23 protein-coding genes are annotated in these 26,974 nt (G+C 43.3%); 15 read left to right on the top strand and 8 right to left on the bottom strand.

What is annotated here, in order from left to right; translation table 11 throughout:
- Positions 1 to 165: 165 nt before the first annotated feature.
- Positions 166 to 1,029, top strand: coding sequence for a cyanophycinase (locus ACN222_RS19415; RefSeq protein ID WP_044521962.1), 864 nt, complete (start codon positions 166 to 168; stop codon positions 1,027 to 1,029).
- Between the two features lie 172 nt (positions 1,030 to 1,201).
- Entirely contained in the window at positions 1,202 to 3,907 is a 2,706-nt protein-coding gene (cphA, locus tag ACN222_RS19410) for a cyanophycin synthetase (RefSeq protein ID WP_419756869.1), read from the top strand.
- A 70-nt stretch (positions 3,908 to 3,977) separates the two neighbouring features.
- Here the strand turns inward: cphA and tatA are convergent, their stop codons facing one another.
- Positions 3,978 to 4,148 (bottom strand): twin-arginine translocase TatA/TatE family subunit, encoded by a 171-nt coding sequence (gene tatA / locus ACN222_RS19405; RefSeq protein ID WP_044523208.1) that lies wholly within the window; start codon positions 4,146 to 4,148, stop codon positions 3,978 to 3,980.
- Positions 4,149 to 4,469: 321 nt separating this feature from the next.
- Positions 4,470 to 5,861: a serine/threonine protein kinase gene (locus ACN222_RS19400; RefSeq protein ID WP_010998018.1), complete on the bottom strand. Its 1,392-nt coding sequence runs from the start codon at positions 5,859 to 5,861 to the stop codon at positions 4,470 to 4,472.
- Positions 5,862 to 5,955: 94 nt separating this feature from the next.
- Here ACN222_RS19400 and cbiT point away from each other — a divergent pair, with 94 nt between their 5' ends.
- A complete protein-coding gene (gene cbiT / locus ACN222_RS19395) occupies positions 5,956 to 6,558 on the top strand; it encodes a precorrin-6Y C5,15-methyltransferase subunit CbiT (RefSeq protein WP_010998017.1) in 603 nt (200 codons plus the stop codon).
- A gap of 146 nt (positions 6,559 to 6,704) precedes the next feature.
- On the top strand, positions 6,705 to 7,589 hold the full coding sequence (locus tag ACN222_RS19390) for a phosphatidate cytidylyltransferase (RefSeq protein WP_010998016.1): 885 nt from the start codon (positions 6,705 to 6,707) through the stop codon (positions 7,587 to 7,589).
- Positions 7,590 to 7,671: 82 nt separating this feature from the next.
- On the opposite strand, the gene ACN222_RS19385 is transcribed toward ACN222_RS19390, so the two are convergent.
- A complete protein-coding gene (locus ACN222_RS19385; RefSeq protein WP_010998015.1) occupies positions 7,672 to 8,385 on the bottom strand; it encodes a DUF2993 domain-containing protein in 714 nt (237 codons plus the stop codon).
- Positions 8,386 to 8,660: 275 nt separating this feature from the next.
- Here ACN222_RS19385 and ACN222_RS19380 point away from each other — a divergent pair, with 275 nt between their 5' ends.
- Both ACN222_RS19380 and ACN222_RS19375 read left to right on the top strand, forming a co-directional pair.
- Positions 8,661 to 9,449 carry a pseudouridine synthase gene (locus ACN222_RS19380; protein ID WP_010998014.1) on the top strand — a complete coding sequence of 263 codons (789 nt, stop codon included), beginning with the start codon at positions 8,661 to 8,663 and terminating at the stop codon, positions 9,447 to 9,449.
- Between the two features lie 85 nt (positions 9,450 to 9,534).
- On the top strand, positions 9,535 to 10,335 hold the full coding sequence (locus ACN222_RS19375) for a helix-turn-helix domain-containing protein (RefSeq protein ID WP_010998013.1): 801 nt from the start codon (positions 9,535 to 9,537) through the stop codon (positions 10,333 to 10,335).
- Between the two features lie 87 nt (positions 10,336 to 10,422).
- Here ACN222_RS19375 and malQ read toward each other — a convergent pair whose 3' ends face one another.
- Positions 10,423 to 11,931: a 4-alpha-glucanotransferase gene (malQ, locus tag ACN222_RS19370; protein WP_010998012.1), complete on the bottom strand. Its 1,509-nt coding sequence runs from the start codon at positions 11,929 to 11,931 to the stop codon at positions 10,423 to 10,425.
- Positions 11,932 to 12,167: 236 nt separating this feature from the next.
- On the opposite strand from malQ, the gene ACN222_RS19365 reads away from it, so the two are divergent.
- From ACN222_RS19365 to ACN222_RS19355, 3 genes are all read left to right on the top strand, one after another.
- On the top strand, positions 12,168 to 12,599 hold the full coding sequence (locus ACN222_RS19365; RefSeq protein WP_010998011.1) for an NUDIX domain-containing protein: 432 nt from the start codon (positions 12,168 to 12,170) through the stop codon (positions 12,597 to 12,599).
- Between the two features lie 99 nt (positions 12,600 to 12,698).
- On the top strand, positions 12,699 to 13,829 hold the full coding sequence (locus ACN222_RS19360; RefSeq protein ID WP_010998010.1) for a Rid family detoxifying hydrolase: 1,131 nt from the start codon (positions 12,699 to 12,701) through the stop codon (positions 13,827 to 13,829).
- A gap of 243 nt (positions 13,830 to 14,072) precedes the next feature.
- Complete coding sequence (locus ACN222_RS19355; RefSeq protein WP_010998009.1) at positions 14,073 to 14,309, top strand: hypothetical protein; 237 nt, start codon at positions 14,073 to 14,075, stop codon at positions 14,307 to 14,309.
- Between the two features lie 49 nt (positions 14,310 to 14,358).
- Here the strand turns inward: ACN222_RS19355 and ACN222_RS19350 are convergent, their stop codons facing one another.
- On the bottom strand, positions 14,359 to 15,723 hold the full coding sequence (locus ACN222_RS19350) for a cysteine desulfurase-like protein (protein ID WP_044521961.1): 1,365 nt from the start codon (positions 15,721 to 15,723) through the stop codon (positions 14,359 to 14,361).
- Positions 15,724 to 15,847: 124 nt separating this feature from the next.
- Between ACN222_RS19350 and ACN222_RS19345 the strand changes: the two genes are divergently transcribed.
- Entirely contained in the window at positions 15,848 to 16,903 is a 1,056-nt protein-coding gene (locus tag ACN222_RS19345) for an aromatic ring-hydroxylating oxygenase subunit alpha (RefSeq protein ID WP_010998007.1), read from the top strand.
- Positions 16,904 to 16,955: 52 nt separating this feature from the next.
- Positions 16,956 to 17,942, top strand: a complete 987-nt coding sequence (moaA, locus tag ACN222_RS19340) for a GTP 3',8-cyclase MoaA (RefSeq protein ID WP_010998006.1) — start codon at positions 16,956 to 16,958, stop codon at positions 17,940 to 17,942.
- Between the two features lie 37 nt (positions 17,943 to 17,979).
- On the opposite strand, the gene ACN222_RS19335 is transcribed toward moaA, so the two are convergent.
- Positions 17,980 to 19,170 (bottom strand): DNA double-strand break repair nuclease NurA, encoded by a 1,191-nt coding sequence (locus ACN222_RS19335; protein ID WP_010998005.1) that lies wholly within the window; start codon positions 19,168 to 19,170, stop codon positions 17,980 to 17,982.
- A gap of 119 nt (positions 19,171 to 19,289) precedes the next feature.
- Positions 19,290 to 20,075: an HAD family hydrolase gene (locus ACN222_RS19330; protein WP_010998004.1), complete on the bottom strand. Its 786-nt coding sequence runs from the start codon at positions 20,073 to 20,075 to the stop codon at positions 19,290 to 19,292.
- Between the two features lie 503 nt (positions 20,076 to 20,578).
- Here ACN222_RS19330 and hflX point away from each other — a divergent pair.
- The 4 genes from hflX (at position 20,579) to gshB (ending at position 25,392) form a co-directional block, all read left to right on the top strand.
- Positions 20,579 to 22,165: a GTPase HflX gene (hflX, locus tag ACN222_RS19325; protein ID WP_010998003.1), complete on the top strand. Its 1,587-nt coding sequence runs from the start codon at positions 20,579 to 20,581 to the stop codon at positions 22,163 to 22,165.
- An 832-nt stretch (positions 22,166 to 22,997) separates the two neighbouring features.
- Entirely contained in the window at positions 22,998 to 23,708 is a 711-nt protein-coding gene (locus tag ACN222_RS19320) for a PEP-CTERM sorting domain-containing protein (protein ID WP_010998002.1), read from the top strand.
- 329 nt (positions 23,709 to 24,037) lie between these two features.
- Positions 24,038 to 24,310 carry a glutaredoxin 3 gene (gene grxC, locus ACN222_RS19315; RefSeq protein ID WP_010998001.1) on the top strand — a complete coding sequence of 91 codons (273 nt, stop codon included), beginning with the start codon at positions 24,038 to 24,040 and terminating at the stop codon, positions 24,308 to 24,310.
- Positions 24,311 to 24,417: 107 nt separating this feature from the next.
- Positions 24,418 to 25,392: a glutathione synthase gene (gene gshB / locus ACN222_RS19310; RefSeq protein ID WP_010998000.1), complete on the top strand. Its 975-nt coding sequence runs from the start codon at positions 24,418 to 24,420 to the stop codon at positions 25,390 to 25,392.
- A gap of 276 nt (positions 25,393 to 25,668) precedes the next feature.
- On the opposite strand, the gene ftsZ is transcribed toward gshB, so the two are convergent.
- On the bottom strand, positions 25,669 to 26,955 hold the full coding sequence (ftsZ, locus tag ACN222_RS19305) for a cell division protein FtsZ (RefSeq protein ID WP_010997999.1): 1,287 nt from the start codon (positions 26,953 to 26,955) through the stop codon (positions 25,669 to 25,671).
- Positions 26,956 to 26,974: the final 19 nt, after the last annotated feature.

Below are 26,974 nucleotides of genomic sequence, written 5' to 3'. Positions count from 1 at the left end.
GCAAAGTGCAAACATCATCAGGCTCCTAAACCTTGTTAAATTCACACGCCATTCGCCACAAGCCGGGAAAACTAACCGTCCACAGCGATGGCTCACGCCATTCGCTACAAGCCGGGGAAACCGTCCAAGGCGATGGCTCCTAAAGTTGTTGACAGGAGAAACACAATGCCGCAATTACAAGCTAAATCGCTGGAAATGAGGACACCCCAAGCAACTAAGACCGCCGTTCTCGTAATCGGAGGCGCAGAAGATAAAGTTCATGGACGCGAAATCCTCAGAACTTTTTTTGGACGAGCTGGTGCAAGCAAAGCCTATATTACAATTATTCCATCTGCCTCCCGCGAACCTGCAATTATTGGTGGACGGTACATTCGCATTTTTGAAGAAATGGGTGCTGAAAAGGTCGAAATTTTAGACATCCGTGAACGGGAACAATGCGAATCTTCCCAGGTAAAGGCATCCCTTGAAGCCTGTAGTGGTGTTTTCTTAACCGGAGGAGACCAACTGCGCCTGTGTGGTGTACTATCTGATACACCAGTAATGGAAATAATCCGACAGCGAGTGAGAGGCGGGCAACTGACTCTGGCAGGTACAAGTGCTGGGGCAGCAGTGATGGGGCATCACATGATTGCTGGCGGCGGTAGTGGTGAAACACCTAATCGTTCCCTAGTGGATATGGCAACAGGTTTGGGGTTAATTCCCGAAGTGATTGTTGATCAACATTTCCACAACCGCAATCGGATGGGTCGCCTAATTAGTGCGGTCGCTGCTCACCCCGATAGACTAGGTATTGGCATTGATGAAGATACTTGTGCTGTATTTGAACGCGATGGTTGGCTCCAAGTCTTGGGTAAAGGCAGCGTCACCATTGTCGATCCCACCGAACTCACCCACACCAACGAACCCCACGTTGGCGCGAACGAACCTTTAACCGTGCATAACTTACGTCTGCATATCCTCAGCTATGGCGATCGCTTCCATCTGTACCAAAGGACTGTATTGCCTGCCGTACACCGGATCTCCAGCTGACGGAATAGAGTACCTGAGGTTAGACTGAATTGATCTTTAATTTATTTCCTGCTGTAGAAAAACCAGAGGAATACCATGTAAAAAGATAAAAACTGTTTTTCATGAACAGTTTAGCGATCAATTCCAGTAAGAAACTAGAATTTTGGTTCCGAATCTCCATCTACCTATTCCCATGAGAATCCTCAAGATCCAGACCTTACGCGGCCCAAACTACTGGAGCATTCGACGCCACAAACTGATCGTCATGCGCCTCGATTTGGAAACCCTTGCCGAGACGCCATCAAATGAAATCCCCGGATTTTATGAAGGATTAGTAGAGGCGCTGCCAAGTCTGGAAGGTCATTATTGCTCGCCTGGCTGTCATGGTGGTTTTTTGATGAGAGTGCGAGAAGGCACCATGATGGGTCATATCGTGGAACACGTAGCCCTAGAACTCCAAGAATTAGCTGGAATGCACGTGGGCTTTGGTCGTACCCGTGAAACTGCCACACCTGGAATTTATCAGGTAGTAATCGAGTATTTAAACGAGGAAGCGGGACGCTATGCTGGACGAGCAGCTGTCAGGTTGTGCCAAAGCATTGTAGATCGCGGTCGATACCCCAAGGCAGAACTAGAGCAAGATATACAAGACCTGAAAGATTTATGGCATGATGCTTCCCTGGGCCCCTCCACCGAAGCAATTGTCAAAGAAGCAGAGAAACGTGGCATCCCTTGGATGCAGCTGAGCGCACGCTTTTTGATTCAACTAGGCTATGGCGTGAATCATAAGCGGATGCAGGCCACAATGACCGATAAAACGGGTATTTTAGGCGTAGAACTAGCTTGCGACAAAGAAGCAACCAAACGCATCTTAGCCGCATCTGGTGTGCCGGTACCCAGGGGTACAGTCATTAATTTCTTGGATGATTTGGAAGAAGCCATCGAATATGTCGGCGGTTATCCGATTGTCATCAAGCCCCTAGATGGCAATCATGGACGCGGTATCACTATCGATATTAGAAGTTGGGAAGAAGCTGAAGCCGCTTACGAAGCAGCCAGACAAGTTTCTCGCTCAATAATTGTTGAGCGATATTACGTTGGGCGCGACCACAGAGTCCTAGTGGTAGATGGTAAAGTTGTGGCCGTTGCTGAACGTGTACCAGCTCATGTGATTGGTAATGGCAGATCCACTGTCGCCGAACTAATAGAGGAAATCAACCAAGACCCCAACCGTGGCGACGGACACGATAAAGTCCTTACCAAGATAGAACTAGACCGTACCAGTTACCAACTACTCGAAAGGGCAGGTTACACACTCAACAGCGTGCCACCAAAAGGCACGATTTGTTATTTAAGGGCAACTGCCAACCTGAGTACAGGTGGTACTGCTGTAGATAGGACAGACGAAATTCACCCGGAAAACGTCTGGTTAGCCCAAAGAGTAGTCAAGATTATCGGTTTAGATATCGCCGGACTAGATATCGTCACTACCGACATTAGCCGCCCCTTAAGGGAATTAGACGGTGTAATTGTCGAAGTCAACGCTGCACCCGGCTTTAGAATGCACGTAGCCCCTAGCCAAGGCATTCCCCGCAACGTTGCCGGTGCAGTTATGGATATGCTCTTCCCCAATGAACAATCCGGCCGCATTCCCATCCTCAGCGTTACCGGCACTAACGGTAAAACCACCACTACCCGTCTGCTAGCACACATTTACAAGCAAACAGGTAAGGTAGTAGGCTATACAACTACTGACGGAACTTATATCGGGGATTACTTAGTTGAATCTGGCGATAACACCGGGCCTCAAAGCGCTCACGTCATTTTACAAGACCCAACCGTCGAGGTTGCAGTTTTGGAAACAGCCCGTGGCGGTATTTTACGCTCTGGGTTAGGCTTTGAGTCTGCTAATGTGGGTGTGGTGTTAAATGTTGCGGCTGATCACTTAGGAATTGGTGACATTGACACCATTGATCAGTTGGCTAACCTGAAGAGTGTGGTGGCGGAATCTGTGTATCCTGATGGCTATGCAGTACTCAACGCCGACGATCGCCGCGTCGCCGCAATGGCAGAAAAAACTAAAGCTAATATTGCCTATTTCACCATGAATTCCGAGTCGGAATTGGTGCGGAAGCATATCCAGAAGGGCGGAGTAGCAGCAGTCTATGAAAATGGCTATCTGTCAATTGTCAAAGGCGACTGGACACATCGCATCGAAAGGGCAGAACAAATCCCCTTGACAATGGGTGGACGCGCACCATTTATGATTGCTAACGCCTTAGCCGCTAGTTTGGCAGCCTTTGTACAGAACGTCTCCATTGAGCAAATTCGTGCTGGCTTAAGAACCTTCCGGGCTTCAGTAAGTCAAACCCCAGGACGGATGAACTTATTCAATTTGGGCAACTACCATGCCTTAGTTGACTATGCTCATAACCCAGCTAGTTACGAAGCTGTAGGCGCGTTTGTACGTAACTGGACAAGTGGACAGCGCATTGGTGTAGTCGGTGGGCCTGGCGATCGCCGTGACGAAGATTTTGTCACCTTAGGCAAACTAGCCGCCGAAATTTTTGATTATATCATCGTCAAAGAAGACGACGATACCAGAGGCAGACCAAGGGGTTCAGCCTCCGAATTGATTACCAAAGGCATCACCCAAGTTAAGCCAGATGCTCGTTATGAGTCCATTCTGGATGAAACCCAAGCAATTAACAAGGGCTTGGATATGGCTCCTGCGAACGGTTTGGTAGTCATCCTACCGGAAAGCGTTAGCCGTGCTATTAAGTTAATTAAACTGCGTGGATTAGTCAAAGAGGAGATACAGCAACAAAATTCCTCGACAACCGTTATAGATAACCAAAATGGCGTAGCATCTTCTTCAGTAATTAATACTTTGCTGTAGTCGATAGTAGAGATGTGGTGATTCCCATCTCCACTATTGACCGTTGCTGAATCTTCTTAATTGGAATTTATTATTTTTCTTCTTCCGGGTTGGTATCCTCACTAGGAGTTTTCAACTCGTCTTTGAAACCTCTCAAGGTTTTACCTAGTGCGCTTCCCAGTTCGGGAATTTTTTTTGGGCCGAATATGACTACGGCTACAACGACGATGATTGCGATTTCCGGCCATCCTAGTCCAAACATAATTATTATTCCTATAACTTTCTTAATTGCGTTGGCGTTAGCTAGCCGCAGGCTATTGTGAATTGGGAATTGGTATAACGCGATATTATCACCATTGAACCAGGAAAACACAGTGGTATTCTATTGTATACAAGCCAAGACTAAGTAAAATGTGTATTAACCTTGATCAAAGGCATAATCGTGGAAATTCAAGAATTAAAAGCATTGATTAAAGATACTACGTGTAGGTAAAAATAGAATTATTTTTACAGTTGATATGGATTCCAAAGACATATAGCGTTTACGCTATTGGAGCGAGAGGGGATATTTATAAATAGAGATTCATTCTCGCTGGATGGGGATATTTAACCAATCACTTAATTCCTGGGCTAGCCATTCTAGTTCTGTTTCTGATTGAATGGCTGTGTTAGTTCCCAGTTGATATTTTTGTACTCCAGCCCAAATCTCTAATTGTGCTGGCACTTGAGTTTTAGCACCTTCAGAATCTTTGGTTAAATGTCTAGCTATATAAACTAATTTAGTAATACTTTCTCTTGATGCAGGGCGAGGACGATGGAATTTAAAACCAAATAATTCATGGGTGAAAGTAATTTTTTCTCTATCCAAGCGTAGATGGTTACGCCCAAATAAACTGAGGAGAAAAGTGTAAGCCATAAAATAGCCAGCACCCCAAAAAGGCAGGGAGAATAAAGCGAAAGGGATGTTAACAGGGAAAGGGGCTGAGAGTGCGCCTATAGTCCAAAATAAAATAAAAGAATTCCAGGCGATCGCAAATAATCCCATAAATACCATCGATGGCTGAAAACCAACGGGGGGAATCAGTATTTCTAGAGAATCTGCATCTTTAGTTAATTGAATTTTGCTCCAGTCTGGCCTGTTAATAACTAACTGACTCTGAGTGGGAAGGTGTGAACTTTCTAAGGCTTTGAGTGCTTGCTGTGGTGAACTGAAGCGCCTTTCTACACTGGGTTCAGTCATTGTCTTTAACCAAGCAGCCAAACCCGGACTGAGATTAGCTACTGACTCAAACTGGATACGAAAATCTTTTTGGGGTAAATCAGCAGGGTGAGTACCTGTTACCAAATAAATTAATGTTGCCCCTAAGCTATAAAGATCAGAGGCTGTGACTGTACGTCCACCAAATTGTTCTGGGGGCATATAACCGTAGGTTCCTACTACAGTCCTTGTCCCACCTTCTGCACCCAAAGCTGTCTGTACAGAACCAAAATCTATTAGATACACTTGACCGACATTATTACCAGAACGCTCTCCCAACAAAATATTGCTAGGCTTAATATCACGGTGAATAACAGGCGGATACAATCCATGTAGATATATAAGAATCTCTAAAATTGCTGTGGCTATTTGTTTAATATCAGATTCACTAAAACTACGCCCAGATTGTAAGTATTGCTCTAAAGTTTGGGCTGAGATATAACTCTGTACAAGGGCAAACCCTTTGATGGTAGGGGGATTTACCTCAAAATAGTCCAAATATCGCGGAATATGGGGATGAGATAAAGACTTGAGAGTTTCAGCTTCACGCTCAAACAGCTTGAGATCATCCCACTCAAAGTCACTACTAAAAACCAGCAGCTTGACAATTACTAATTCGCCAGTGACAACATCTTTAGCAAGTAGTGTCCGCCGCCCAGCTTTTTTTCCTAATAGCTGTTGAATTTCGTAGCGAGTGTGGAAAATTTCTTCAAGCATAATGATTGCTTATAACGCTACGTTGCCAAAAGTCTCATCGATTATAACTTGCCAAATTAAACAAACTAATACCCCTAATATATTGTATCGTTCTATGCCTTCCCAACTTTGGCCTTATGTTACCCCTGGTATCCCCGATGAATTCTTTGAGCATTTGCCAGGAATCCCCCTTACCCAGCGAGAAATCAGGCTGTTGTTAATTTCTCAGCTACGTTTAGAACCTGACTCGGTTTTATGGGATATTGGGGCGGGGACAGGTACAATTCCTGTCGAAGTGGGGCTACTATGTCCAAAAGGACAAATAATTGCTGTGGAACGAGACGAAGAAGTCGCAAATTTAATTAAACGCAATTGCGATCGCTTTGATGTCAAAAATGTGGAAATAGTCGAAGGTAGCGCCCCCGAATGTCTACATAATATTAAAATTGCTCCTCATCGCGTCTGCATTGAGGGAGGACGACCGATTCAAGAGATTTTACAAGCAGTCTGGCAATATTTACCATCATCAGGCAGAGTTATCGCCACAGCCGCTAATCTCGAAAGCTTGTATGCTATTTCCCAGAGCTTTTCCCAATTACAAGCGAGAAACATTGAAGTTGTTCAGTCCGCAGTCAATCGCTTAGAAACGCGAGGATTTTCTCAAACCTTTGCCGCAGTTGATCCCATTTTTATCCTCAGTGGTGAGAAACTAGACTAGGGATTGGGGAATAGGGACTGGGTACTAGGAAGAGTAGATGAGAATGGAGAGTAGGGGGAGCAAAAGAGAAAACTAATCCCCAACCCCCAGTACCCAACCCCCAGTACCCAACCCCCAGTACCCAGTACCCAACCCCGAATACTTCTATGCCTTGGTCTCGGATTATTAGTGGAATTGTTGCGATCGCCCTTGCTTTAGTTGCTGTCCTGTTGGGGGGTTGGTATTTTACCATCATGCTGGCGATCGTTGTTTTCTTAGGACAACAGGAATATTTTGATTTAGTTCGCACTAGAGGCATTTTGCCAGCCGCGAAAACTACTTTATTCCTTAGTCAAGTTTTACTAGTTACTTGTACTTTGGACAGCAATTTAGTTGATGCTGTCATGCCCATTGCAGGTACATTTATTTGCTTTTATTTACTATTTCAACCGAAAATGGCCACAATCGCCGATGTTTCGGCATCGATTATGGGACTATTTTATGTAGGGTACTTGCCGAGTTATTGGGTGCGGTTACGGTCAATTGGTAGCACGTCCATCAGTAATTTACCTTTAGGAGGCTACTGGCCAGGAAGTTTGACAGATATTCTCGAAGAAAGAAATTTTGCCTCTCTACCCCAAGGGTTCAAAATTACAGTGCTGACATTTCTGTGCATCTGGGCAGCAGACATCGGTGCATATACTATCGGTAAATTCTTTGGCAAAACCCGCCTGTCTGATATCAGCCCGAAAAAAACAGTTGAAGGTGCTGTTTTTGGTATCAGTGCTAGTCTAGCCGTAGCCCTGGCTGGTGCTTTCTATCTTCACTTACCCCAATTTCTTTTGACTGGCACAATTTTAGGCTTACTAATTGGCTTGGCTAGTCTATTAGGCGACCTCACCGAGTCAATGCTGAAGCGCGATGCTGGTGTGAAGGACTCCGGACAATTGATCCCCGGTCATGGTGGCATCTTAGATCGCACAGATAGTTATATCTTTACAGCTCCTTTGGTTTACTATTTCGTCACGCTCATTTTGCCATTACTTAGTTAATAGTCAGTTGTCAGTGGTCAGTTGTCATTCTTCTTTACTTCCCCTGATCCCCCTGCTCCCCTACCTCCTACCCACTCCATCATCACGGATTAACGTTCACTTGTCCGCGACAAACTAACTGTCCAGGGGTGAGCTTTAGTTCTTGGATATCAACATCTGATCCAAGATCCACATTGTGGGTATTACTATCTTCTAATAGGGTGACTTGGTTTTGTTGAACTCGGATTTGTGATAACTGCAATTCCTGCCCACTGAGTAACTCTAAGTGTAAGCAAATTTCCAGGGGTATAGGTTCACTTGCAGATGTTAGGATAGCATTCAGTTTGATTTGCTGATGATCCAGAATAATTTTTTGCCAAAGAATATGCTTGGATTTTGACCAATATTCTGGTAAAAGTTTATCCAGTACATCATTTAAAGCAGTCGATAATAGCCCAGATGAGAGGGAAGTATTCAAATCTGTCTCATCTATGATTAACTCACCACTTACGGGTACTACCTGTAATAATTGCAGGGGTTGACCTTTGAGTACTTGACCAATGTTAATTTGAATATTCTCTGCTGCGAGTTTAATTTGTGTAATATGGAGGTCTTGATAGATGGCATGACTGGCAAATATAGAAACCCAGGGAATGCAACCGGAGAGAAGTTGGCGATCGCTGGCTTTTATTTCTACTTCCAGATCAGAGATTTGACTAACTTGCGATCGCAACCACAATTTTAAAGCTGTGGTCAACACGTTCGTAATAATGCGGATCTTGTTTAAACCTCTTTTTTGGGAATTATTCTCTGGCATTTAACAACTCTATAAATGCGTATTTGCTGGGTAATTAACCGAACTTTAAATAAGCCTTAACTGTAACATCTATGGCTAATATCTACAAAACGCCAAGATTATGATTAATGTTTAGGCTCTAAAATTATCAACAGTAATTTATCGTAAATTCAAGGGTTTAAGACCCTAATCAGAAACAGGTAGTCTCAGTTGAGTAAAGGACTGTTGCCCGAACTCTAGCTGTTTTGAATTTTGTAGCGCTTGCGTTTCCCGTAGGGTATTTTGAATTGTCAAATATGGAGGCTAGGTTACAAAAAGTTCTTGCTCAATGGGGTATCGCCTCTCGTCGGGAGGCAGAAGAAATGATACGGCGATCGCGTGTGCAGATAAATGGCACATTGGCTGAATTAGGTCAAAAAGTTAACCCAGAAAAGGATATAATTACAGTTGATGGCAAGTCAGTATCGGCTCAGAGGCATCCCCGTCTAACGTACTTATTATTAAACAAACCCACCGGAGTAGTTTCTACCTGCTACGATCCACAGGGTAGAAAAACTGTGTTAGATTTACTGCCAGAGGAATTACGTAAGGGTCCGGGTCTTCACCCAGTTGGTCGCCTAGACGCAGATTCTACAGGAGCATTAATACTGACCAATGATGGAGATTTGACATTTAGGCTGACTCATCCAAGTCATAGTATTCCCAAGACTTATCAAGTTTTAGTGAAAGGTCATCCCCCGAAAGCAGTGCTAGAAATGTGGCGGGAGGGTGTGCTGTTAGATGGGAGAAAAACCCGCAAAGCCAAGGTAAGCTTGCTAGAAAGCCTTGCGGAAAAAAGTCGTTTAGAAATCGTTTTGCAGGAGGGACGCAATCGTCAAATTCGCCGTGTAGCAGAACAATTGGGATATCCAGTAATTAAATTACATCGTACGGCGATCGGTTCAATTCAATTACAAACATCAAAACAACCGTTATTGCGTGCTGGAAATTATCGTATCCTTCGAGATGACGAGATTCGTAGTTTGCAGGAACAGGTAAAAAATATTCCTACGAAACGAATCAACTTTCAAAATCCCCAACCCTAGAGATATTTAGTTATCAACTGTCAACTGTCAACTAACACTCAATCCTATTAAGAGATTCAGCTGAGGTAAGGAGTTTAGATAAGTCATGAAATGGCTAAGAAGAAAGCAAGATGAGCAACCGCAACTTTCGTTAGACCAACAAAGAGCCGAAAAACTAGCCGAATTGGGCGCTCAATTATGGGCTTCCCGACAAGAAAAGGGTTTATCTCTGGAGGAAATGGTCGCCATCACTAGAATTCCTCGGCGATTGTTGCAAGCAATTGAAGAAGGTAATCTCAACGATTTACCAGAACCAATATATATTCAAGGTTTGATTAGACAATTTGCTGATGCACTTGGTTTTCATGGTGTGGAATTGTCTAGCCAATTCCCTGTTGTTTCTGAGCAAAAGAAACCTCAGTTTGTAGGCGAATCCAAATCAATGGGTTTATTACGGCCTATTCATCTTTACTTACTTTACATACTGGTTATTGTCTGCTCTGTTAGTGGTTTGTCGCAATTATTAAATAACGCTGCCCTGCGGGCAACCGATAATGAAAATACCCCACAGATTAATAAGGAAACAGTAGCCGATTCCCAACAGAAATTAATTAAAACTGAACCTGTAAGCGATCGCAGCAGTAGAGAGAAAAATCATCAATCAGTACAGATTGGTGTCACTCTCAAAGCATCGTCGTGGATTCGCGTAGTAGCTGACGGTAAAACAGAATTTGAAGGGACATTACCAGAAGGTTCTCATCGAGTTTGGAAAGCCCAAGAACAACTAACGGTAAAAACCAATAACGCTGGTGGTGTGCTGATGAGTGTCAATCAGCAAGCAGCCAAAAAAATGGGAGAACTAGGTGAAGAGGAAGAAATCAAAATTGCAGCTCAACCTGGATTGTAGAAGAGATATAGGGGTATGGGGGTATAGGGGTGTAGGTATTCAATCTACACCTCTACACCCTCAAACCCTAATTAGGAATTAGTTTCCCTATTTACCTTGAGGTGCGCGACCATAGAGTTTAGTGAGGATTTTTAAGCGATCGCTTAATTCATCTGTTAACACGGCAAAATCATAGCGCCACGCCCAATTTCCCTCAGCAATACTAGGAAAATTCATTCGCGCCTCATTACCCAAGCCTAAAATATCTTGTAAAGGAACAATGGCTTGATTCGCTACAGAACTCAAAGCCAAGCGAATTAAATCCCAGTGGATACCCTCAGGACTAATACAACCTAAATAAAGTAACAGATTGTTTTTCTCATAATCATTGGCTGTGTTAAACCAACCTACAGTTGTGTCATTATCGTGAGTCCCTGTATAAACTACAAAATTACGGCTGTAGTTGAAAGGTAAAAAAGGATTTCCAGGGTCAGAACCAAAAGCAAACTGCAAAACCTTCATCCCTGGGAATTCGTACTTGTCTCGTAGCGCTTCTACTTCTGGTGTAATTACTCCCAAATCTTCCGCCAAAACAGGTAATTTACCTAGTTTTTGCTTAATCGCATCAAAAAGTTCTTCCCCTGGTGCTGTTACCCACTCACCATTCATAGCTGTTTCCTCACCTTGGGGTACAGTCCAGAAAGCTTCAAAGCCTCGGAAGTGGTCGATACGAATCACATCAACGTAATCGAGCATCGCCTCAAAACGTTGTACCCACCACTTAAAGTCTTGTTTTTGCAACTCCTCCCAGTTGTAAACCGGGTTGCCCCACAATTGACCAGTAGCACTAAAATAATCTGGTGGGACACCCGCCATAAGTGCAACTTCCCCCGTTTCTTCATCAAGGCAAAATATATCAGGATTCGCCCAGACATCAGCACTATCATGGGCTACATAAATCGGGATATCACCGATAATTTCGATCCCCCGCATATTGGCGTAACTCTTCAACTCTGACCACTGGCGGAAAAATTCATATTGAATGAACTTGTAATAAAAAATCTCATCCGTCAGTTGACGCTGAACCTTCTCCAATGCGTCTGGTTCTCGCTTTGCTAGTGCTGGTTCCCAAGTGTGCCAACTGGAGCTATCTTTAGTATCCTTCAGCGCCATGAATAAGGCATAGTCATCTAGCCAATAGCTTTTAGTTTCACAAAACCCCGCAAACCCTTTCTGTTGTAAGGGTGATGCTTTAGTCTTAAAATTCTCACAAGCTTTTTTGAGGAGTTGAATTTTGATTGGTGCAACCTGATCAAAATCTACTTTTTCATTGGGAAAATTTGGGAGATGGGCAAAATCTTCGTCAGATAGCAAACCTTCATCTAGTAATTTTTCTGGGCTAATCAGCAGATGATTTCCTGCCAAAGCTGAGTAAGACATATAAGGAGAATTACCATATCCAGTCGGGCCTAAGGGTAAGACTTGCCAATATTGTTGATAGCTCTTTTCCAGGAAATCAATAAATTTGTAAGCTTCCAAACCTAAATCCCCAATGCCAAATCGACTAGGACACGAGGTAGGATGCAGTAGAACACCGCTTGATCTAATAAAAGGCATATTTATACTTCAAATACAGGAGGGAGCGATCAGCTACGCTGGGCGGAACGCCATCGCCTACGGTGGGACGTAGCCAATCGCATCGAATGTATCATGCTAACGTCGCCTTGGAAAGCTATCGGTAGATAGGGGAGCAGGGGAGAAAACAATTCAAAATTCAAAGGAAAGAGTGGGGAGTGGTTGTGAGCAGGGGAAGCAGGGAAAAATTATTGGCAATTGACAACTGACTAATGACAATGACTTATAGAAATCCTACACCTACGGTTGATATCATCATTGAATTGGTGGACAGACCACATAGACCGATAGTATTAATTGAGCGACTAAATCAACCTTTGGGCTGGGCGCTTCCTGGGGGTTTTGTAGATTATGGGGAAGCGGTGGAAGTGGCGGCGCGACGGGAAGCGGAAGAAGAAACGGGTTTACAGGTGGAGTTAGTTGAACAGTTGTTAGTGTATTCAGATCCCAGCCGTGACCCGCGTCAGCATACGATTAGTATTGTATTTTTGGCGACAGCAACGGGAGAACCGAAAGCTGGAGACGATGCTAAAGGTGTAGGCGTTTTTGAGTCTTGGCTTGTACCTAGTAATTTATGTTTTGACCACGATAGCATTTTGCGGGATTATTGGCGTTATCGGCATTATGGGATTCGTCCAAGATTGGGTTAGGAACGGACATCACAAAGGCATGGAAGCATAGACAAGAGCAAAATACCTTTGACAAAAATTACTAGATTATACTTGGTAAGTGGTATTTAAAGATGCTTTATGGATGCTGAGGAAATTTTGGAGAGATACGCTAATGGAGAACGAAATTTTTGTAACGGAAATCGCCAAGGTATAGACCTTAGTGGTACAGATCTGAGTGAGATAAACCTATCTAAATCCAATTGGAACGGGGCTGATTTAAGTGAGGCAATCCTCACTCATGCGACACTTAATAATACAAACCTCAGTAGAGCATCTCTAACCAATGCAAATTTGAGTGGAATAGAGGGTTCTTATCTCAATCTTAGTTGGGCAGACCTAAATGGTGCATACTTAAGTGGTGCAAAGTTGATTGATGCAAATCTTGTTGGAGCGGATTTGTGTGGAGCAAACTTGACTTCAATAAAGCTAATTCAAGTAAATTTTCATGGTGCAAATCTTCAGAGAGTTAAACTTCGGGGAGTCACATTCGAGAGATGTGATTTATCAGAGGTAAACTTAACTGAGGCGGATTTAGTTAGGGTTTTTTTAGGTCAGGCGAATCTCAGAAACGCCTATTTACAAGGAGCAAATTTAGAAAGAGCTGATCTAGCAAATGCAAATTTAATCAAGGCAAATCTGGATGGTGCAAATTTAAGGAAGGCAAATTTAAGTGGGGCGAATATATATGGAGCCAGCTTTGAAGATGCAGACCTGACTGGTGCGATAATGCCTGATGGAGAAGTTTATAAGCCGATCGCTATTGAGGTAGAAATCGGTAAACAAGAAGTATCGTTAGAAAAAGTGATATCTATGGCTCATCAAGTTATTCGTACAGATAAAGCACCTGCACCAGTGGGGCCTTATAATCAAGCGATCGCCGCTTCTGGTAAATTACTATTCGTAGCTGGACAAATTGCGATCGATCCCCGATTAGGTGATGTTGTCTATACTGATGATGTAAAAAAGCAAACTGAACAAGTATTCGCTAATATCCAAGCAATCTTACAAGCTGCTGGGATTAAATTTTCTAATGTGGTCAAAACAACTGTATTCCTCGCGGATATGAATGATTTTGCTGCGGTGAATGCAGTTTACGCCAAATATTTTGAGGAAGCCACAGCGCCGGCTCGTGCTTGTGTAGAGGTATCACGCTTGCCAAAAGATGTTTTGGTGGAAATTGAGTGTATTGCTGTGATTCCTGAAAGATAATTCAAAAATCCCCGACTTTTCCCAAAAATCGGGTATTTCAATCTTTGTTCTGATTTGAGGATAAGAATTTTCAACCATATCCTTTGAAAAGCGATCGCTTACCTTTGATGTGTTGTGCTACCCGCAACCCTGATTGAGATAACACCCGATCTATATCTTGTAGGACTTGCAAGCAATTCATATCAATAGCATCATCTTGTTACAATCAAGCAAAGATTGCTTAAGGGAGCAGGAGATAATCTTATGGAATCAAAACCACGCATCTTCAAACAAACTGCTAAAGAAACAGCTCTACTGTTTGCAGGGGGATCTGGTGCTGGACTAATCATCTTTGCCCTGTTCGGCGGCCTGTGGCAAGTCACTCACTTTTGGTGGGTGATGGCCGCAACTACAATATTCTGCGGTTTATTAGCTGTAGTGTTCCGCCAAAAATTCCAGCAGATGTTAAATGCTTTGATAGACAATGCCCCGTGGATTTAGTGTCAATACCCCACCACCTGATCCTTACCAATATTTCTATTGTCTTGATTTAGTCAAGCCCAATTTCTTTTAAAGCTTGGAGTAATTGTATAATCTCTTCCACAGAATTGTAGTGTACTAAACCCAGGCGCAATAAGCCGCCATTGCTTTCTACACCTAGTTTCTCAGTCAGATTCAAGGCATAAAAGTTACCATGCCAGGAGAAAATACCGCGATCGCCTAATGTCCTCGCAATGCTTTCTGGGCTTTTACCCTGGAGTCGAATTGCTACTGTTGGTGTCCGCCAAGCAAAGCGTTCTGGATCTGTAATGCCATATAAAGTTAAGCCAGGAATTTCTAGCAAGCCGGAAATTAGCTTATAGCTCAATTCTCTTTCGTATTGCTGAATCGCTGACATGGCTGCAACTATTGCCGCCCGACGACTGTGATAAGCCGAGGCAATTTCATGTGATGGTTGTTCTGCTGATGTTAAAAATCGGGGACAGTGGAAGTGTTCCAAACCTTCCTTATCAGCCTCAATCAATGCTGAAACTAACTCTTGGTCAACTGTCGGGGAGACATGACAACCTAATTTTGCCAAATAGTTAACCGCCGCGACTACACCCGCCAATCCTTCATAATTTAGGGTTCCAGTTTCCCAACGAGATGGGACTTCATTGGGTGCTGGTTTGACTTTATAAGGTTGCAGATTTGCAAGATGTTCCCGCTTACCATACAAAATCCCAACATGGGGGGCAAAGAATTTGTATGCAGAACAGGCGAGAAAATCACACCCCAAAGCATGAACGTTTATCGGCCCATGAGGAGCATAATGGACTGCATCGACAAACACCAATGCACCTACAGAATGGGCTAGTTTGACGATAGTGGCAATATCGTTAATCGTCCCCACAGCGTTGGAAGCATAAGAGACGGCTACTAACTTGGTACGGGAATTGATTTGTTGCTCCAAATCATTGATATCTAAAGTGCAATCATCAACTTTGACATCGACATAACGAATCACTGCACCTTGTTCTGCCAACGCTTCCCAAGAAGAAACATTAGCCGAATGGTCAAGGCGTGTCACAATAATTTCATCACCCGGTTGCAGCGTTCGTCCAATAGCGCGACTTAAAGTAAAGGTGAGCGTCGTCATATTAGCGCCGAAAACCACCTCATCACTGTGGCAACCCAAAAAATCAGCGATCGCCGTCCTAGCTGCAATAATTAAAGCATCCGTCCGCGCACTCGTAGCAAAAGCCCCGTGAGCATTAGCATTTGACCTAACTAAATAGTCACTGATAGCATCTAAAACAGACCCAGGTACTTGTGTTCCACCAGGGCCATCAAAAAATATAGCTGGTTGTCCGTTAATTTTTTGTGTAAGTGCCGGAAACTGCCCACGTATCCATTTCAAGTCTAAAGCTTCCATGTCAGACTCCTTAGTTGATGGTGTTGACATACACCTTAGCTTAGTTGTAGGGGTGTAAGGGTGTAAGGGTGTAGGGGAAGTAACAAATGACAACTGACAACTTACAAAAAGGATTCATTAATTTATGTCTTCTCTGTCCCAAACTGTGCCTATTCATGATGTCCGTCAATTGGGTATTAACCTTAATCATTGGTATGTAGTTGCACGTAGTCATGAAGTCACAAGTAAACCTTTGGGAGTGACACTTTGGCATCAGGTGATCGCACTTTATCGAGATAGTGAAGGACAAATTCACGCCCTAGAAGACCGTTGTCCCCACCGTCAAGTTAAACTCAGTCATGGTCAAGTCATCGGCAATGAATTGGAATGCGCTTATCATGGTTGGCGCTTGAATCATCATGGTGAATGTGCAACCGTTCCATACTTAGCCCCAAATCAGAAACTACCAAACTGCACAATTCGCCCTTACCCAGTCAAAGAACAAGACGGTTTTATTTGGTTATTTCCCGGTGATGGAGAACCATCTTTAGAGCCTCTGGGCTTGCCTGAGTGGGATCATTTAAATTACATTGCTAGTGTTGCCATTATTAACTGTCAGGCTCACTATTCTTATTTAATTGAAAACCTGATGGATATGTATCACGGACATTTACATCAGGATTTACAAGCTTGGGCGCAAGCTGAATTACAAGATATTGAGGAAAATGATCAACGTGTAGACGCTCATTATCAAGCCCAAAGCTATTACAAAATAGATAAAATCTGGTCTATCTCCCAATTATTTTTCCCAGCTTTGCGCCGCTTACATCCTGAACCCTTGGATGTGAGTTACATTTATCCCCACTGGATGTCTACATTGGGTAAAGATTTTAAAATTTACTGCTTATTGTGTCCGGTAAATGAGACACAGACAAAAGCTTATTTAATTCATTTCACATCTTTAAACGCTTTTTGGCGCTTGCATAAATTACCTGTATGGTTTCGCCGCTTTGTCAAAGATAGTTTGTTTGGTGCAGCCCAAAAATTCCTTGATGGTTTGGTGATTAAAGATGTGCAGATGATTGAAGAAGAACAGCAAGCTTATTTACAGAATCCCCAAAGACGCAATTATGAGTTGAATCGGGCTTTAGTCAGCGTGCAGAGGTTGATGAAGAATCAAGTAGTAGAGAAATTGAGGTGAGGTTTCAAGCAGGGATCTATAACGATCGCTCACAATAGAAAATAAAACCCAGATGAACCAGGTAGACTACCTCCGTATTAGCTTAATAGATCGCTGCAATTTTCGTTGTCAGTACTGTATGCCAGAGGGGTCAGAGCTAAACTATATCCTCAAGCAACAATTATTGACTGATGAGGAATTGCTCACTTTAGTTCAAGAAGTATTTATTCCTGTTGGTTTTAGACAATTTCGGTTAACGGGGGGAGAGCCGTTACTGCGTCCCCACGTTGTGGATTTGGTGGGGGCGATCGCATCTTTACCCCAAACGCAAGACCTCTCCATGACTACCAACGGCTTTTTACTCGCACCCATCGCCCAAAATCTTTACGATGCTGGTTTACGGCGGATCAATATCAGCTTAGATTCCCTTGATCCCCATATCTTTGATCAGATTATCGGCAGTCATGGACGCCCTCGCTGGCAACAAGTTTGGGATGGTATTCAAGCTGCCCATCGTGTAGGTTTTGACCCATTGAAACTAAATGTAGTGGTAATTCCTGGTGTCAACGACCACGAAATTCTGGATTTAGCTGCCTTAAGCATCGATAAACAATGGCACGTCCGGTTTATTGAATTTATGCCCATTGGTAACGGAGAATTATTTGGCGATCGCGGTTGGGTATCTTCCGCCGAATTACGCCAGCAAATCCGCGATCGCTGGGGCTTGACAGATGCTCAAGTTCGTGGTGCTGGCCCGGCGGATGTTTTTCAAATCCCTGGTGCGAAAGGCACACTAGGATTTATCAGTCAGATGTCAGAGTGTTTTTGCGATCGTTGTAACCGGATGCGTCTCAGTGCCGATGGCTGGCTACGTCCTTGCTTATTAAACGAAACAGGTCAACTCGATCTAAAAACATCTCTACGCTCTGGTGTAAGTATCCACCAGTTAAGAGAACAGGTGAGACATTTATTAGCAATCAAACCAGAAATTAACTATAAAGGGCGCGATTCCGGGACTACAGGAGTCTACAGCCGTACAATGTCACAAATTGGAGGTTAGTCAGTTATCAGTCAACAGTCAACAGTCAACCCCATCTTTACGCAATACTACCTCGCTTCCTCGCTTCTTTGTAAGAAGTCCCGACATTTTTCAACCCAGCTTTAATCATTTGTTTTTCCAGTAGAGCAAAGAAACGGGTTTTATCACCGCCCCTGACTACTGCTTGATTATGCGCTTCGGCGATCGCCACTGGATAACCATATCCTTTCTGCACCTGTGCCAACATCAGCCCTAATGCTTGGTCAAACATCTCTGTATCTTTAGCTACCCAGGCAGGTACTTCTATCCGCGCAATTTCTGTACCAACATGGACGTAGCAAAAGTATATAGCTTGGTCTTCATAAAGGTCTAAAATCCGGGCATTACTCCGCCACAAAGGCCCCCGTTGTCCTGGCTGGAGTTGAGTTGTCCACAATGCTGTATCCCGCAAAGGGTCAAACACCTTACATGGCACTTTTTCTAGTTGATTCGGGCAGTAACTAGCGCAATCAGGCGCAGGATGAGGACACGCCATCAAACGCAAAAAATTCACCGCTTCCACATTTCGAGAAGCACTTACATAACCCATCAAAGGAATTTTGGCAGCACGCATTTGCTCCCAAGCTTCCAATATAGGGGGTAAAATACAGTTACGTGCATCTACGGGTAACTGTTCCAAAAACCAGTAAATTAAGGAACCATCCACCATTGCCAGAGTCGGGGGAGATGAAGAAGCCCCCGTATCATGGACACTACAAGCCAACTCCGCTAAAACGATCGCCTCGCTAGCAGTGCGGCGGAAACTCATCCATTCCTCAGTTCTAATTCCCCACTGACGAGACGCATATAAATCTTCTGGGCGGTAAAATACCTCTGGCAAACTATCCAGTAAAGGGTAGCGATTCTGTCCGTAGTGTAAAACTACCCTACCGATATTTAACAGGTAACAATAAGCAATTTCGTGGTGACTGGGGGCAATTTGCGAACCATCGGTAGCGATGACAGAATGCACCTTGGGGGGAACGGGAATATCTAAGCAGGAGTTAAGTGGCTCTAGGGGTGTAGCATTAGCAAAGAGAATGCGATCGCGCCACTTTTCCTGACGTTCTACTAAATTTTGTTGACAATCGAAAGCCTTTCTCAGATTTTGCTGCGCCAACTCTAAACGCTGGCGACTAGCCACAGCCTCCAGAGATAGATGCTGACTTAAACCCTGCATTTGTCGCGCTAATTTCGTCAGGTCAAGCATATTTTAGTCATTGGTCAGTTGTCAGTTGTCATTACTCATCACTCATTACTCAACAGTCCATAGTTATTCTTCCTTACTTCCCCTGCTCCCTTACACCCCTACACCCTTACACCCCTTTCTCACACCCACCCAGGAAAATCTTTAGCAAACTGAGACAGGGATAATAGTTGAATTCGCGGATCACTTTGGGCTGCTTTTCTCTCTGATTGGGTATTATAGCCCCAGTCTGCCAAGAAAAGCTTGACATCTTCAAGGTCTGACTGCTGTTGAACGAGCTGTAATGTTTTGATTCTGTCTTCTACAAACCATAAACTCACTGGTTCATGGTCTGCTGCTTGAATTAATTCGCGGATAATTTCATACTTAGGACGCTTGACTTCTTTACCAAAAATTGCATCTCGTGGTAAATCTACACCTTCCTGATGCAACAACTGCTCTACAAAGCGTCCTTCTTTGGTAGTCACAATATATAGCTTGACTTCACTGGCAACAGCGATTTTCAGTTTTTCAATTACACCCTGATAAAATCTATGCAGACTCAACCAACCATCTAAATCGTTAGCAATCCACTCATCACGCAAGCCATCTAATTTCGTAGCAATTTCTTTTGCTTGTAGCTTGTCATCTAATAAAATCTTGGGGGTAATGCTTGTCCATTCCTGAAGAATCTGGTCATCAGAATTTCCATCTACTAAAGCTTTGATTAAAACAGGCATTTCCCAACCTGTTTCAATTACAGGTCGGAGTCGATAAAACCTCAAAGCCAAATCATCTGGTGGTGTGTTCTCAGCAGGCGACCAAATTTGACAGTAGGTGCGCCAAGCTACTTCAAAATATTCGATTAGTCCATCACAAATTACCCCATCAAAATCCAGGGCTAAAATTGTAGGATTACTTGCGGTCATTGTTTAGAAAATGAATACTGCTTTTGCCAGCTTAACTGATTCAGTATTTATTTTCTGTAATCACGGAAGCGATTAGCTTTAGGGGTGTGGGGGTGTAGGGGTATGAGGGTGTAAGGGGTATGAGGGAGCTGTACAGCGATAGAGCTATAGGTGTTGAACACCCTTGCACTCTGCCATAACTAAGAGTTAAGAGTTATGTGGTTGCATAAGCCCTAAATATTTTCTTCTACCCCCACACCCCTACACCCCTATACCCCTATACCCCTAAAAGATTGAGTTTGCAACCTTGACGCTGTTGTAAAATAGACAATAGATGGATTCGGGGGGCCAGTAAACTGGTCGAAACGCCTATAGAAACTATTATCGGTAATCTTCAGGGTTTAAAGTCCAGTCAGCTGAAGCAACTACAGCGACTGTACCACCAGCGCATACCAGGCGATCGCATCACTACGCCTGAGTTTTCCCAGCGTCTGGCAGCAATCAGCACGGAAATTAACCTCCCTGTGTGTGCCTATGTCAACCGTCGCGGACAAGTGATTCGTGTTGGCGTAGGCACACCGCGTCAAACGCAAATTCCGCCAATGGAATTGCCACGTTATGGTGCAGAACGTCTTAGCGGTATTCGTTGCATCGCTACCCATCTCAAGACAGAACCGCCCAATGAAGCGGCTCTAACGGCAATGGCAATGCAGCGTTTAGATGCTTTAGTAGTCATCAATATAACTGGGACAGGCTTTACCAGGCGCGGTGGAGGAGCCACAGGATACGTTAAAGAAGCTTATTTAGCGCACCTAGTCCCGCAAGATGCTAATGCCTTGATACCTAGTGGAGCGATCGCATCATCAAATAATGGTCAATCTCCCAGTTGGAATATATCACCACCATTGGATTTAGATGATCTTGGACAACAAGATTTCATCGATTTGGTGGAAGGACTAGAAGCCGAGTTCAGCCGGGAATTCATCGCCGAGGAAGTAGATGCTGACCATGACCGTGTGTTAATTGTGGGTGTCATGACTGATAAAATGTCACTCCAACAATTCCATGACACCTTGGTGGAATTGGCGCGGTTAGTGGATACAGCAGGTGGAGAAGTATTACAGACAGTACAACAAAAGCGATCGCGCATACATCCCCAAACCGTAATTGGTGAAGGTAAGGTGCAAGAAGTTGCCCTCACAGCCCAAACCTTGGGATGTAACCTCGTCGTCTTTGACCGCGACCTCTCACCCTCCCAAATCCGCAACTTAGAAGCGCAAATTGGTCTCCGGGTCGTTGACCGCACCGAAGTTATCTTAGATATCTTTGCTCAACGCGCCCAATCTCGCGCCGGGAAATTGCAAGTCGAACTGGCGCAACTAGAATATATGCTGCCCAGACTCACCGGCAGAGGTCAAGCAATGTCTCGGCTAGGGGGTGGTATTGGGACTCGTGGCCCTGGTGAAACCAAACTAGAAACCGAACGCCGCGCCATTCAAAAACGGATTTCTCGACTGCAACAAGAAGTTGACCAATTACAAGCCCACCGTTCCAGGTTAAGACAACGGCGACAACATCGGGAAGTGCCTTCAGTCGCTCTCGTGGGTTATACCAACGCCGGTAAATCCACCTTATTAAATGCCCTGACAAATGCTGAAGTTTACACCGCCGACCAGTTATTCGCCACTCTTGACCCCACTACCCGCCGCCTAGTTATCCCTCATGCAGAGACTGGAGAACCCCAAGGAATTCTGATTACAGATACAGTAGGGTTTATTCACGAATTACCTGCGTCATTGATGGATGCTTTCCGCGCCACCTTGGAAGAAGTGACAGAAGCCGATGCCTTACTGCACCTAGTTGATTTATCTCATCCTGCATGGTTGAGTCACATTCGCGCAGTTCGGGAAATATTGGCACAAATGCCAGTCACTCCTGGCCCCGCCTTGGTTGCTTTTAACAAAATTGATCAAGTAGATAGCGCTACTCTAGCTTTAGCCCAAGAAGAGTTTCCTTTAGCAGTGTTTATTTCTGCTAGCCAGCGTTTGGGGTTAGAGACCTTGCGTCTGCGGCTGAGTCTCCTGATTCAATATGCTGTTGACTCTCAGTGAATATCTAGGTCTTTCTGAATAAACTTCCTACAATTTTTATCAAATATGTAGTCAGTAGAAATTTTGGCAACTCCTTAATCAGAACAACGATATTTTCACTGACTCATATTGAGATACATCGATATCCATTAATATTCATTCTTTGCCAAGCCCTTATAATAGGGCTTTATTTTTTAGCTATTATCAACATCTCATACCAATTCAAAATTCACTCATAGCCTACGGCAAGGCTACGCCAACAAAATACCCTTCAGGTTCTCCGCAAGAGTACAAAATTAGGAAAGCCTAACAGAATAAGGGTTTGGTAATATCTATCTGTTGCATTCTTTTTTCAAATTGGTCTCAAATACTTTTAAAATCATGAGATGGCTCTCATGGGAATTTATAGCTATATTACTCAAATCTTTAAACAGACTTTATATATTTTTCAGTAAATACAACATCGTATTTATTCTCATATCTATTGGCAATAAATAAATGTTTTGTTTACTTGATTTTTTGATTTAATGCCTCTAGCTCACTGCGACCTATGATGCTCTAGTATTTTACATAGTTTTTTATGGAAATGTTATCTACCGTATGCGGTTAAAACGTAAGTATTTGTCACGTTTATGTTTTCAGAAAAAATACTTGACTTACATTCATAAGCATTCCATGATTCTATAATTTATGGCTATTTTTTAAATCTTTAGTAGTAGATAAAGATATAAACAATTTACTTTATTTTTATACTAAGACAAAAAAAATATAAGATAATTGGGCAGTCTTTAGCTAGAAAACCGAAGAAGATGTTGGTAATTTTATCCAACAAAAAGAAACAGGAAGAATAAAAATGTCCAAAACTTTTTCAAAGTTATTTTTTAGGTTATCGATTACATCCTTGGTAGGAATTTCTTGTTTAGCTTTAGCTCCCTCAGCTTTAGCAAACGGTAACAAAGACAAGCCCAAGCAAAATCAGACTCCCAGCACTACTACAACTAATACATCCAGTACGTCTTGTAGTCTTACAGATGTTTTGATTGGAACTACCAACACTACCAAAGCAACTGCTTGTAAAGGCCCCTTTACTGGTAATGACACTGGAGCGCAAAGCACTTTACTTGATGACTTAAATAAAGGGCTGTTTAACATTGGTGCTAATGCCACTTGGGAGTTAATTGGAAAATCTGATAGCTCAGACAACTTTGGCTTTGAAGCACAAAATGGCAAGAGTTCTGGGACATGGAGTTTAGGTAAAGCACTTGGTAATGGTCCAACTACATTTGTGGTTAGCCTCAAAAGTAGTACCTCATACAGCACCTATCTGTTCAAAGACATTGACTTCTCTAAAACAGGTTTAACAGGACTCTTCAATACAATCGGTGTCGCCCTCAACGGTAATGGTTCACAAGGTAAGGATCTTTCCCATGCCTCCATCTTTAAAGCCACTTATGCCAAGACTCCCGAACCACCGCGTGCCAGAGTACCAGAACCAACTGCTAGCATAGGTCTTGGTATCGTTATGGGTGGTATGGTCATTAACCGTCGGCGCAAATCAAAATAGCGCCGTATTGGACAAGAAACTCAAAAGGTTACAGAATTCACGATGAACATGGTTCTTTAGAGCAAGATAAAACCCAAGTTGCAAAAGAAAAGAAGACTGGGCAAACATAATATTTCTTTGCACACTTCTATTTCTTTTTGCTTTCCTACTCAAAAAGCCCAAAGGCAGACAGATTGTTGTTCTTCTGCTTTCTAACTCCAGCATTTTTATTGCAAGTTCACCAGTATATTTCATACCAAGCAGCAAAAGCACAGTTTATAACTACTATTAAGCATCTACCATCAGTACCAAAGTTCTAAAATTAGTTATGAGATCATGTTGAGGACATTATGGCTGCCACAGTAGAAATTTACACTTGGAGAACTTGCCCTTTTTGCATTCGAGCAAAAAATTTGCTCAATAACAAGGGTGTTGAGTTTGTTGAATACAGTATCGATGGTGATGAGGAGGCAAGGGATAAAATGGCTCAGAGAGCCAATGGTAGACGCTCATTACCACAAATTTTTATCAATGATCGCCATGTGGGTGGTTGTGATGATATCCATGCTCTTGAACGTCAAGGCCAACTTGATGAGTTATTAGCATCTAGTACTAGCCTCTAGAAACTTAAGCAACAGGATTACGCTTTTTTCCTCACCACTAATTGTCAATCTGTCAGGATATCGAGGGATAATTTATCTGAGAATTTCCTGGCGTTGAGGCAAAAGGCGTGAAACTGGCTTTTATTATAGATCCCATCCATCAGTTAGACCCATGCCATGATACCAGTGTGGCGCTGATGGAAGCAGCGCAAATTTTAGGACATGAAGTTTGGGTAACTCAGGCTAATTGGTTGAGTGTAGTAGACAGCAAAGCTTGGGCTATATTGCAGCAGGTAGAACTTGTACCAGTGCAGCTAATAGATGGACGATGGGTGGCAGCAAGTCCTTGGTATACATTAAATACTCGTTCCTTCAGTTCTTTGGAGACGATGGATGCTGTATTCATGCGGACAGATCCGCCCGTGAACGATGCCTATCTTTACGCTACCTATGTTCTAGATTACGTTGATCAACGTAAAACTTTGGTAATTAACAATCCCAATGGTATCCGTGGGGCAAATGAAAAAATGTATGCCCTTCAATTTACCAAGGCAATTCCCGAAACCATCGTCAGTGCAGATAAAGATTTTATCCGGCAATTTGTCGAAGCAAAAGGCGCTACTGTTCTCAAACCCTTGGGTAACAAAGCTGGGGAAGGGATTCTATTTCTACAAGCAGGCGATCGCAATTTTAACTCCATCGTCGAACTCAGCACCCAGCAAGGCCGATTACCCGTAATGGTACAAACTTATCTACCAGAGGCCAAAGAGGGAGATAAGCGGATCATTTTACTTAATGGTGAACCCATTGGCGCTCTCAATCGTTTGGCAAGTGGCAGTGATTTTCGTAATAACATGGCCACTGGTGGGACGGTTGCAAAAACCGAAATTACCCCACGAGAAGAAGAAATTTGTAGCCAAATCGCCGCAAATTTACGCCAAGATGGGTTAATCTTTGTGGGTATTGATGTGATAGGTGGCTATCTCACAGAAGTTAACGTCACTAGCCCAACTGGGATAAGGGAAATCGACCGACTAGATGGTACTCGCCTGGCTCATCAAGTAATTCAATGGGTTGAAAAAAACCTACAAATTCAAAATTAAACACAGGTAATCAAAGGAAAACTACAGGAGGAGGACGTGAAGATTTCTCTTTTCGGTCTCACTCCTGTGTATCACAAATACACAATTAGGCGTAAAAGTCAATAAACTATCGCCCAAGTGTATTCTGTTTTTGAATAGTAGCAATTTATTTCTAACAGCAACAAGATTTACCTGAGGTAAAAAACATACCTCTGAACTTGAAAATTAGCAGTTTTTATACAGCATTTAGCCTGACTAGAGACTACAAATTTTAAATAATCTCAAATCTAAAACCGCTTAATTTTTGGGTGGTCGCCGTCTCTGAAGAAAATCAGGGATATCCAATCCAGATTTCTCTTTTGGTTCAGGAGTAGGTGCAGGAGAATTAGTTAGTGGTGTTTGTGTGGGTGTCCGTTTTGGGGGAGCAGATACAACTCTTGCATTAGCAGCGTTTTGTTGGGGAGCAGCTTGTATTTCCCCAGTAAATCCAGTAGCAATGACGGTAATTCGCACCTCTCCTTGCAACCTATCATCAATCACGGCACCAAAAATAATGTTGGCGTTGGGATCAACTACTTCATAAATCGTTTCGGCGGCAGCATTTACTTCATGTAGAGTGAGGTCACTACCACCAGTGATGTTAAAAACAACACCTCTAGCACCTTCGATAGAACATTCTAGCAGTGGTGAAGATATAGCGGCGATCGCAGCTTCTCTGGCTCTAGATTTTCCTGAACTCACACCAATACCCATCAATGCTGATCCCGCATCGGCCATGACAGCCCGCACGTCAGCAAAGTCTACATTTACCAAACCAGGAATAGTAATGATGTCGGAAATGCCTTGTACCCCTTGACGTAGTACGTCATCTGCATAACGAAACGCTTCTTGGACTGGTGTTTGTTCTGGAATCACTTCCAATAATTTATTGTTAGGAATAATAATTAAAGTATCAACTCTACTTTTTAGCCCTTCAATTCCTTGTTCTGCCTGACTAGTCCGGCGACGACCTTCAAAAACAAAAGGACGTGTTACCACTCCAACAGTAAGAGCGCCCATTTCCTTTGCCACTTCCGCAACAATTGGTGCAGCACCAGTACCAGTACCACCTCCCATCCCAGCAGTGATAAATACTAAATCAGCACCTTCTAAGGCTGTAGCAATTTCATCGCGTGATTCTTCAGCTGCTTTTTGACCAATTGCAGGATTACCACCTGCACCTAAACCCCTCGTGAGTTTCTGCCCGATTTGTAAACGACTAGGAGCGCCTGCCAAGGTCAAAGCTTGAGCATCAGTATTAATTGACCAAAACTCTACACCAGAGACATCAGATTCAATCATGCGGTTAACAGCATTACCACCACCACCGCCAACACCAATTACTTTGATATTGGCAACGCGCCCAGGAACAATCTCGCCAATACGGTTATTTTCCACAGAAATCTTCTTACTGTCGTTATTTTGTCCAAAATTCAGCCCAGAGTGATTGAAAGGGTTGCTTGAGTTAACTGCCAGTGAGAAACCTGGCTGTCCCAACGATTGGGAATTTCTATAGGTAAGCTCTTGGTTATTATCAAGTGTCATTGGATTCGGGAAGGTAGAT

Source organism: Anabaena sp. FACHB-595 (assembly GCF_048568275.1).
Classification (GTDB): Bacteria; Cyanobacteriota; Cyanobacteriia; order Cyanobacteriales; family Nostocaceae; genus Trichormus.
Note: the sequence above shows the minus strand (reverse complement) of the source record. Positions and strands in the feature narration are given on the sequence as shown.

Excerpts from the sequence above, each read along its gene's own strand:
- ACN222_RS19415 (WP_044521962.1), top strand. The coding sequence starts at position 166 with ATGCCGCAATTACAAGCTAAATCGCTGGAAATGAGGACACCCCAAGCA.
- cphA (WP_419756869.1), top strand. The coding sequence starts at position 1,202 with ATGAGAATCCTCAAGATCCAGACCTTACGCGGCCCAAACTACTGGAGC.
- tatA (WP_044523208.1), bottom strand. The coding sequence starts at position 4,148 with ATGTTTGGACTAGGATGGCCGGAAATCGCAATCATCGTCGTTGTAGCC.
- ACN222_RS19400 (WP_010998018.1), bottom strand. The coding sequence starts at position 5,861 with ATGCTTGAAGAAATTTTCCACACTCGCTACGAAATTCAACAGCTATTA.
- cbiT (WP_010998017.1), top strand. The coding sequence starts at position 5,956 with ATGCCTTCCCAACTTTGGCCTTATGTTACCCCTGGTATCCCCGATGAA.
- ACN222_RS19390 (WP_010998016.1), top strand. The coding sequence starts at position 6,705 with ATGCCTTGGTCTCGGATTATTAGTGGAATTGTTGCGATCGCCCTTGCT.
- ACN222_RS19385 (WP_010998015.1), bottom strand. The coding sequence starts at position 8,385 with ATGCCAGAGAATAATTCCCAAAAAAGAGGTTTAAACAAGATCCGCATT.
- ACN222_RS19380 (WP_010998014.1), top strand. The coding sequence starts at position 8,661 with ATGGAGGCTAGGTTACAAAAAGTTCTTGCTCAATGGGGTATCGCCTCT.
- ACN222_RS19375 (WP_010998013.1), top strand. The coding sequence starts at position 9,535 with ATGAAATGGCTAAGAAGAAAGCAAGATGAGCAACCGCAACTTTCGTTA.
- malQ (WP_010998012.1), bottom strand. The coding sequence starts at position 11,931 with ATGCCTTTTATTAGATCAAGCGGTGTTCTACTGCATCCTACCTCGTGT.
- ACN222_RS19365 (WP_010998011.1), top strand. The coding sequence starts at position 12,168 with ATGACTTATAGAAATCCTACACCTACGGTTGATATCATCATTGAATTG.
- ACN222_RS19360 (WP_010998010.1), top strand. The coding sequence starts at position 12,699 with ATGGATGCTGAGGAAATTTTGGAGAGATACGCTAATGGAGAACGAAAT.
- ACN222_RS19355 (WP_010998009.1), top strand. The coding sequence starts at position 14,073 with ATGGAATCAAAACCACGCATCTTCAAACAAACTGCTAAAGAAACAGCT.
- ACN222_RS19350 (WP_044521961.1), bottom strand. The coding sequence starts at position 15,723 with ATGGAAGCTTTAGACTTGAAATGGATACGTGGGCAGTTTCCGGCACTT.
- ACN222_RS19345 (WP_010998007.1), top strand. The coding sequence starts at position 15,848 with ATGTCTTCTCTGTCCCAAACTGTGCCTATTCATGATGTCCGTCAATTG.
- moaA (WP_010998006.1), top strand. The coding sequence starts at position 16,956 with ATGAACCAGGTAGACTACCTCCGTATTAGCTTAATAGATCGCTGCAAT.
- ACN222_RS19335 (WP_010998005.1), bottom strand. The coding sequence starts at position 19,170 with ATGCTTGACCTGACGAAATTAGCGCGACAAATGCAGGGTTTAAGTCAG.
- ACN222_RS19330 (WP_010998004.1), bottom strand. The coding sequence starts at position 20,075 with ATGACCGCAAGTAATCCTACAATTTTAGCCCTGGATTTTGATGGGGTA.
- ACN222_RS19320 (WP_010998002.1), top strand. The coding sequence starts at position 22,998 with ATGTCCAAAACTTTTTCAAAGTTATTTTTTAGGTTATCGATTACATCC.
- grxC (WP_010998001.1), top strand. The coding sequence starts at position 24,038 with ATGGCTGCCACAGTAGAAATTTACACTTGGAGAACTTGCCCTTTTTGC.
- ftsZ (WP_010997999.1), bottom strand. The coding sequence starts at position 26,955 with ATGACACTTGATAATAACCAAGAGCTTACCTATAGAAATTCCCAATCG.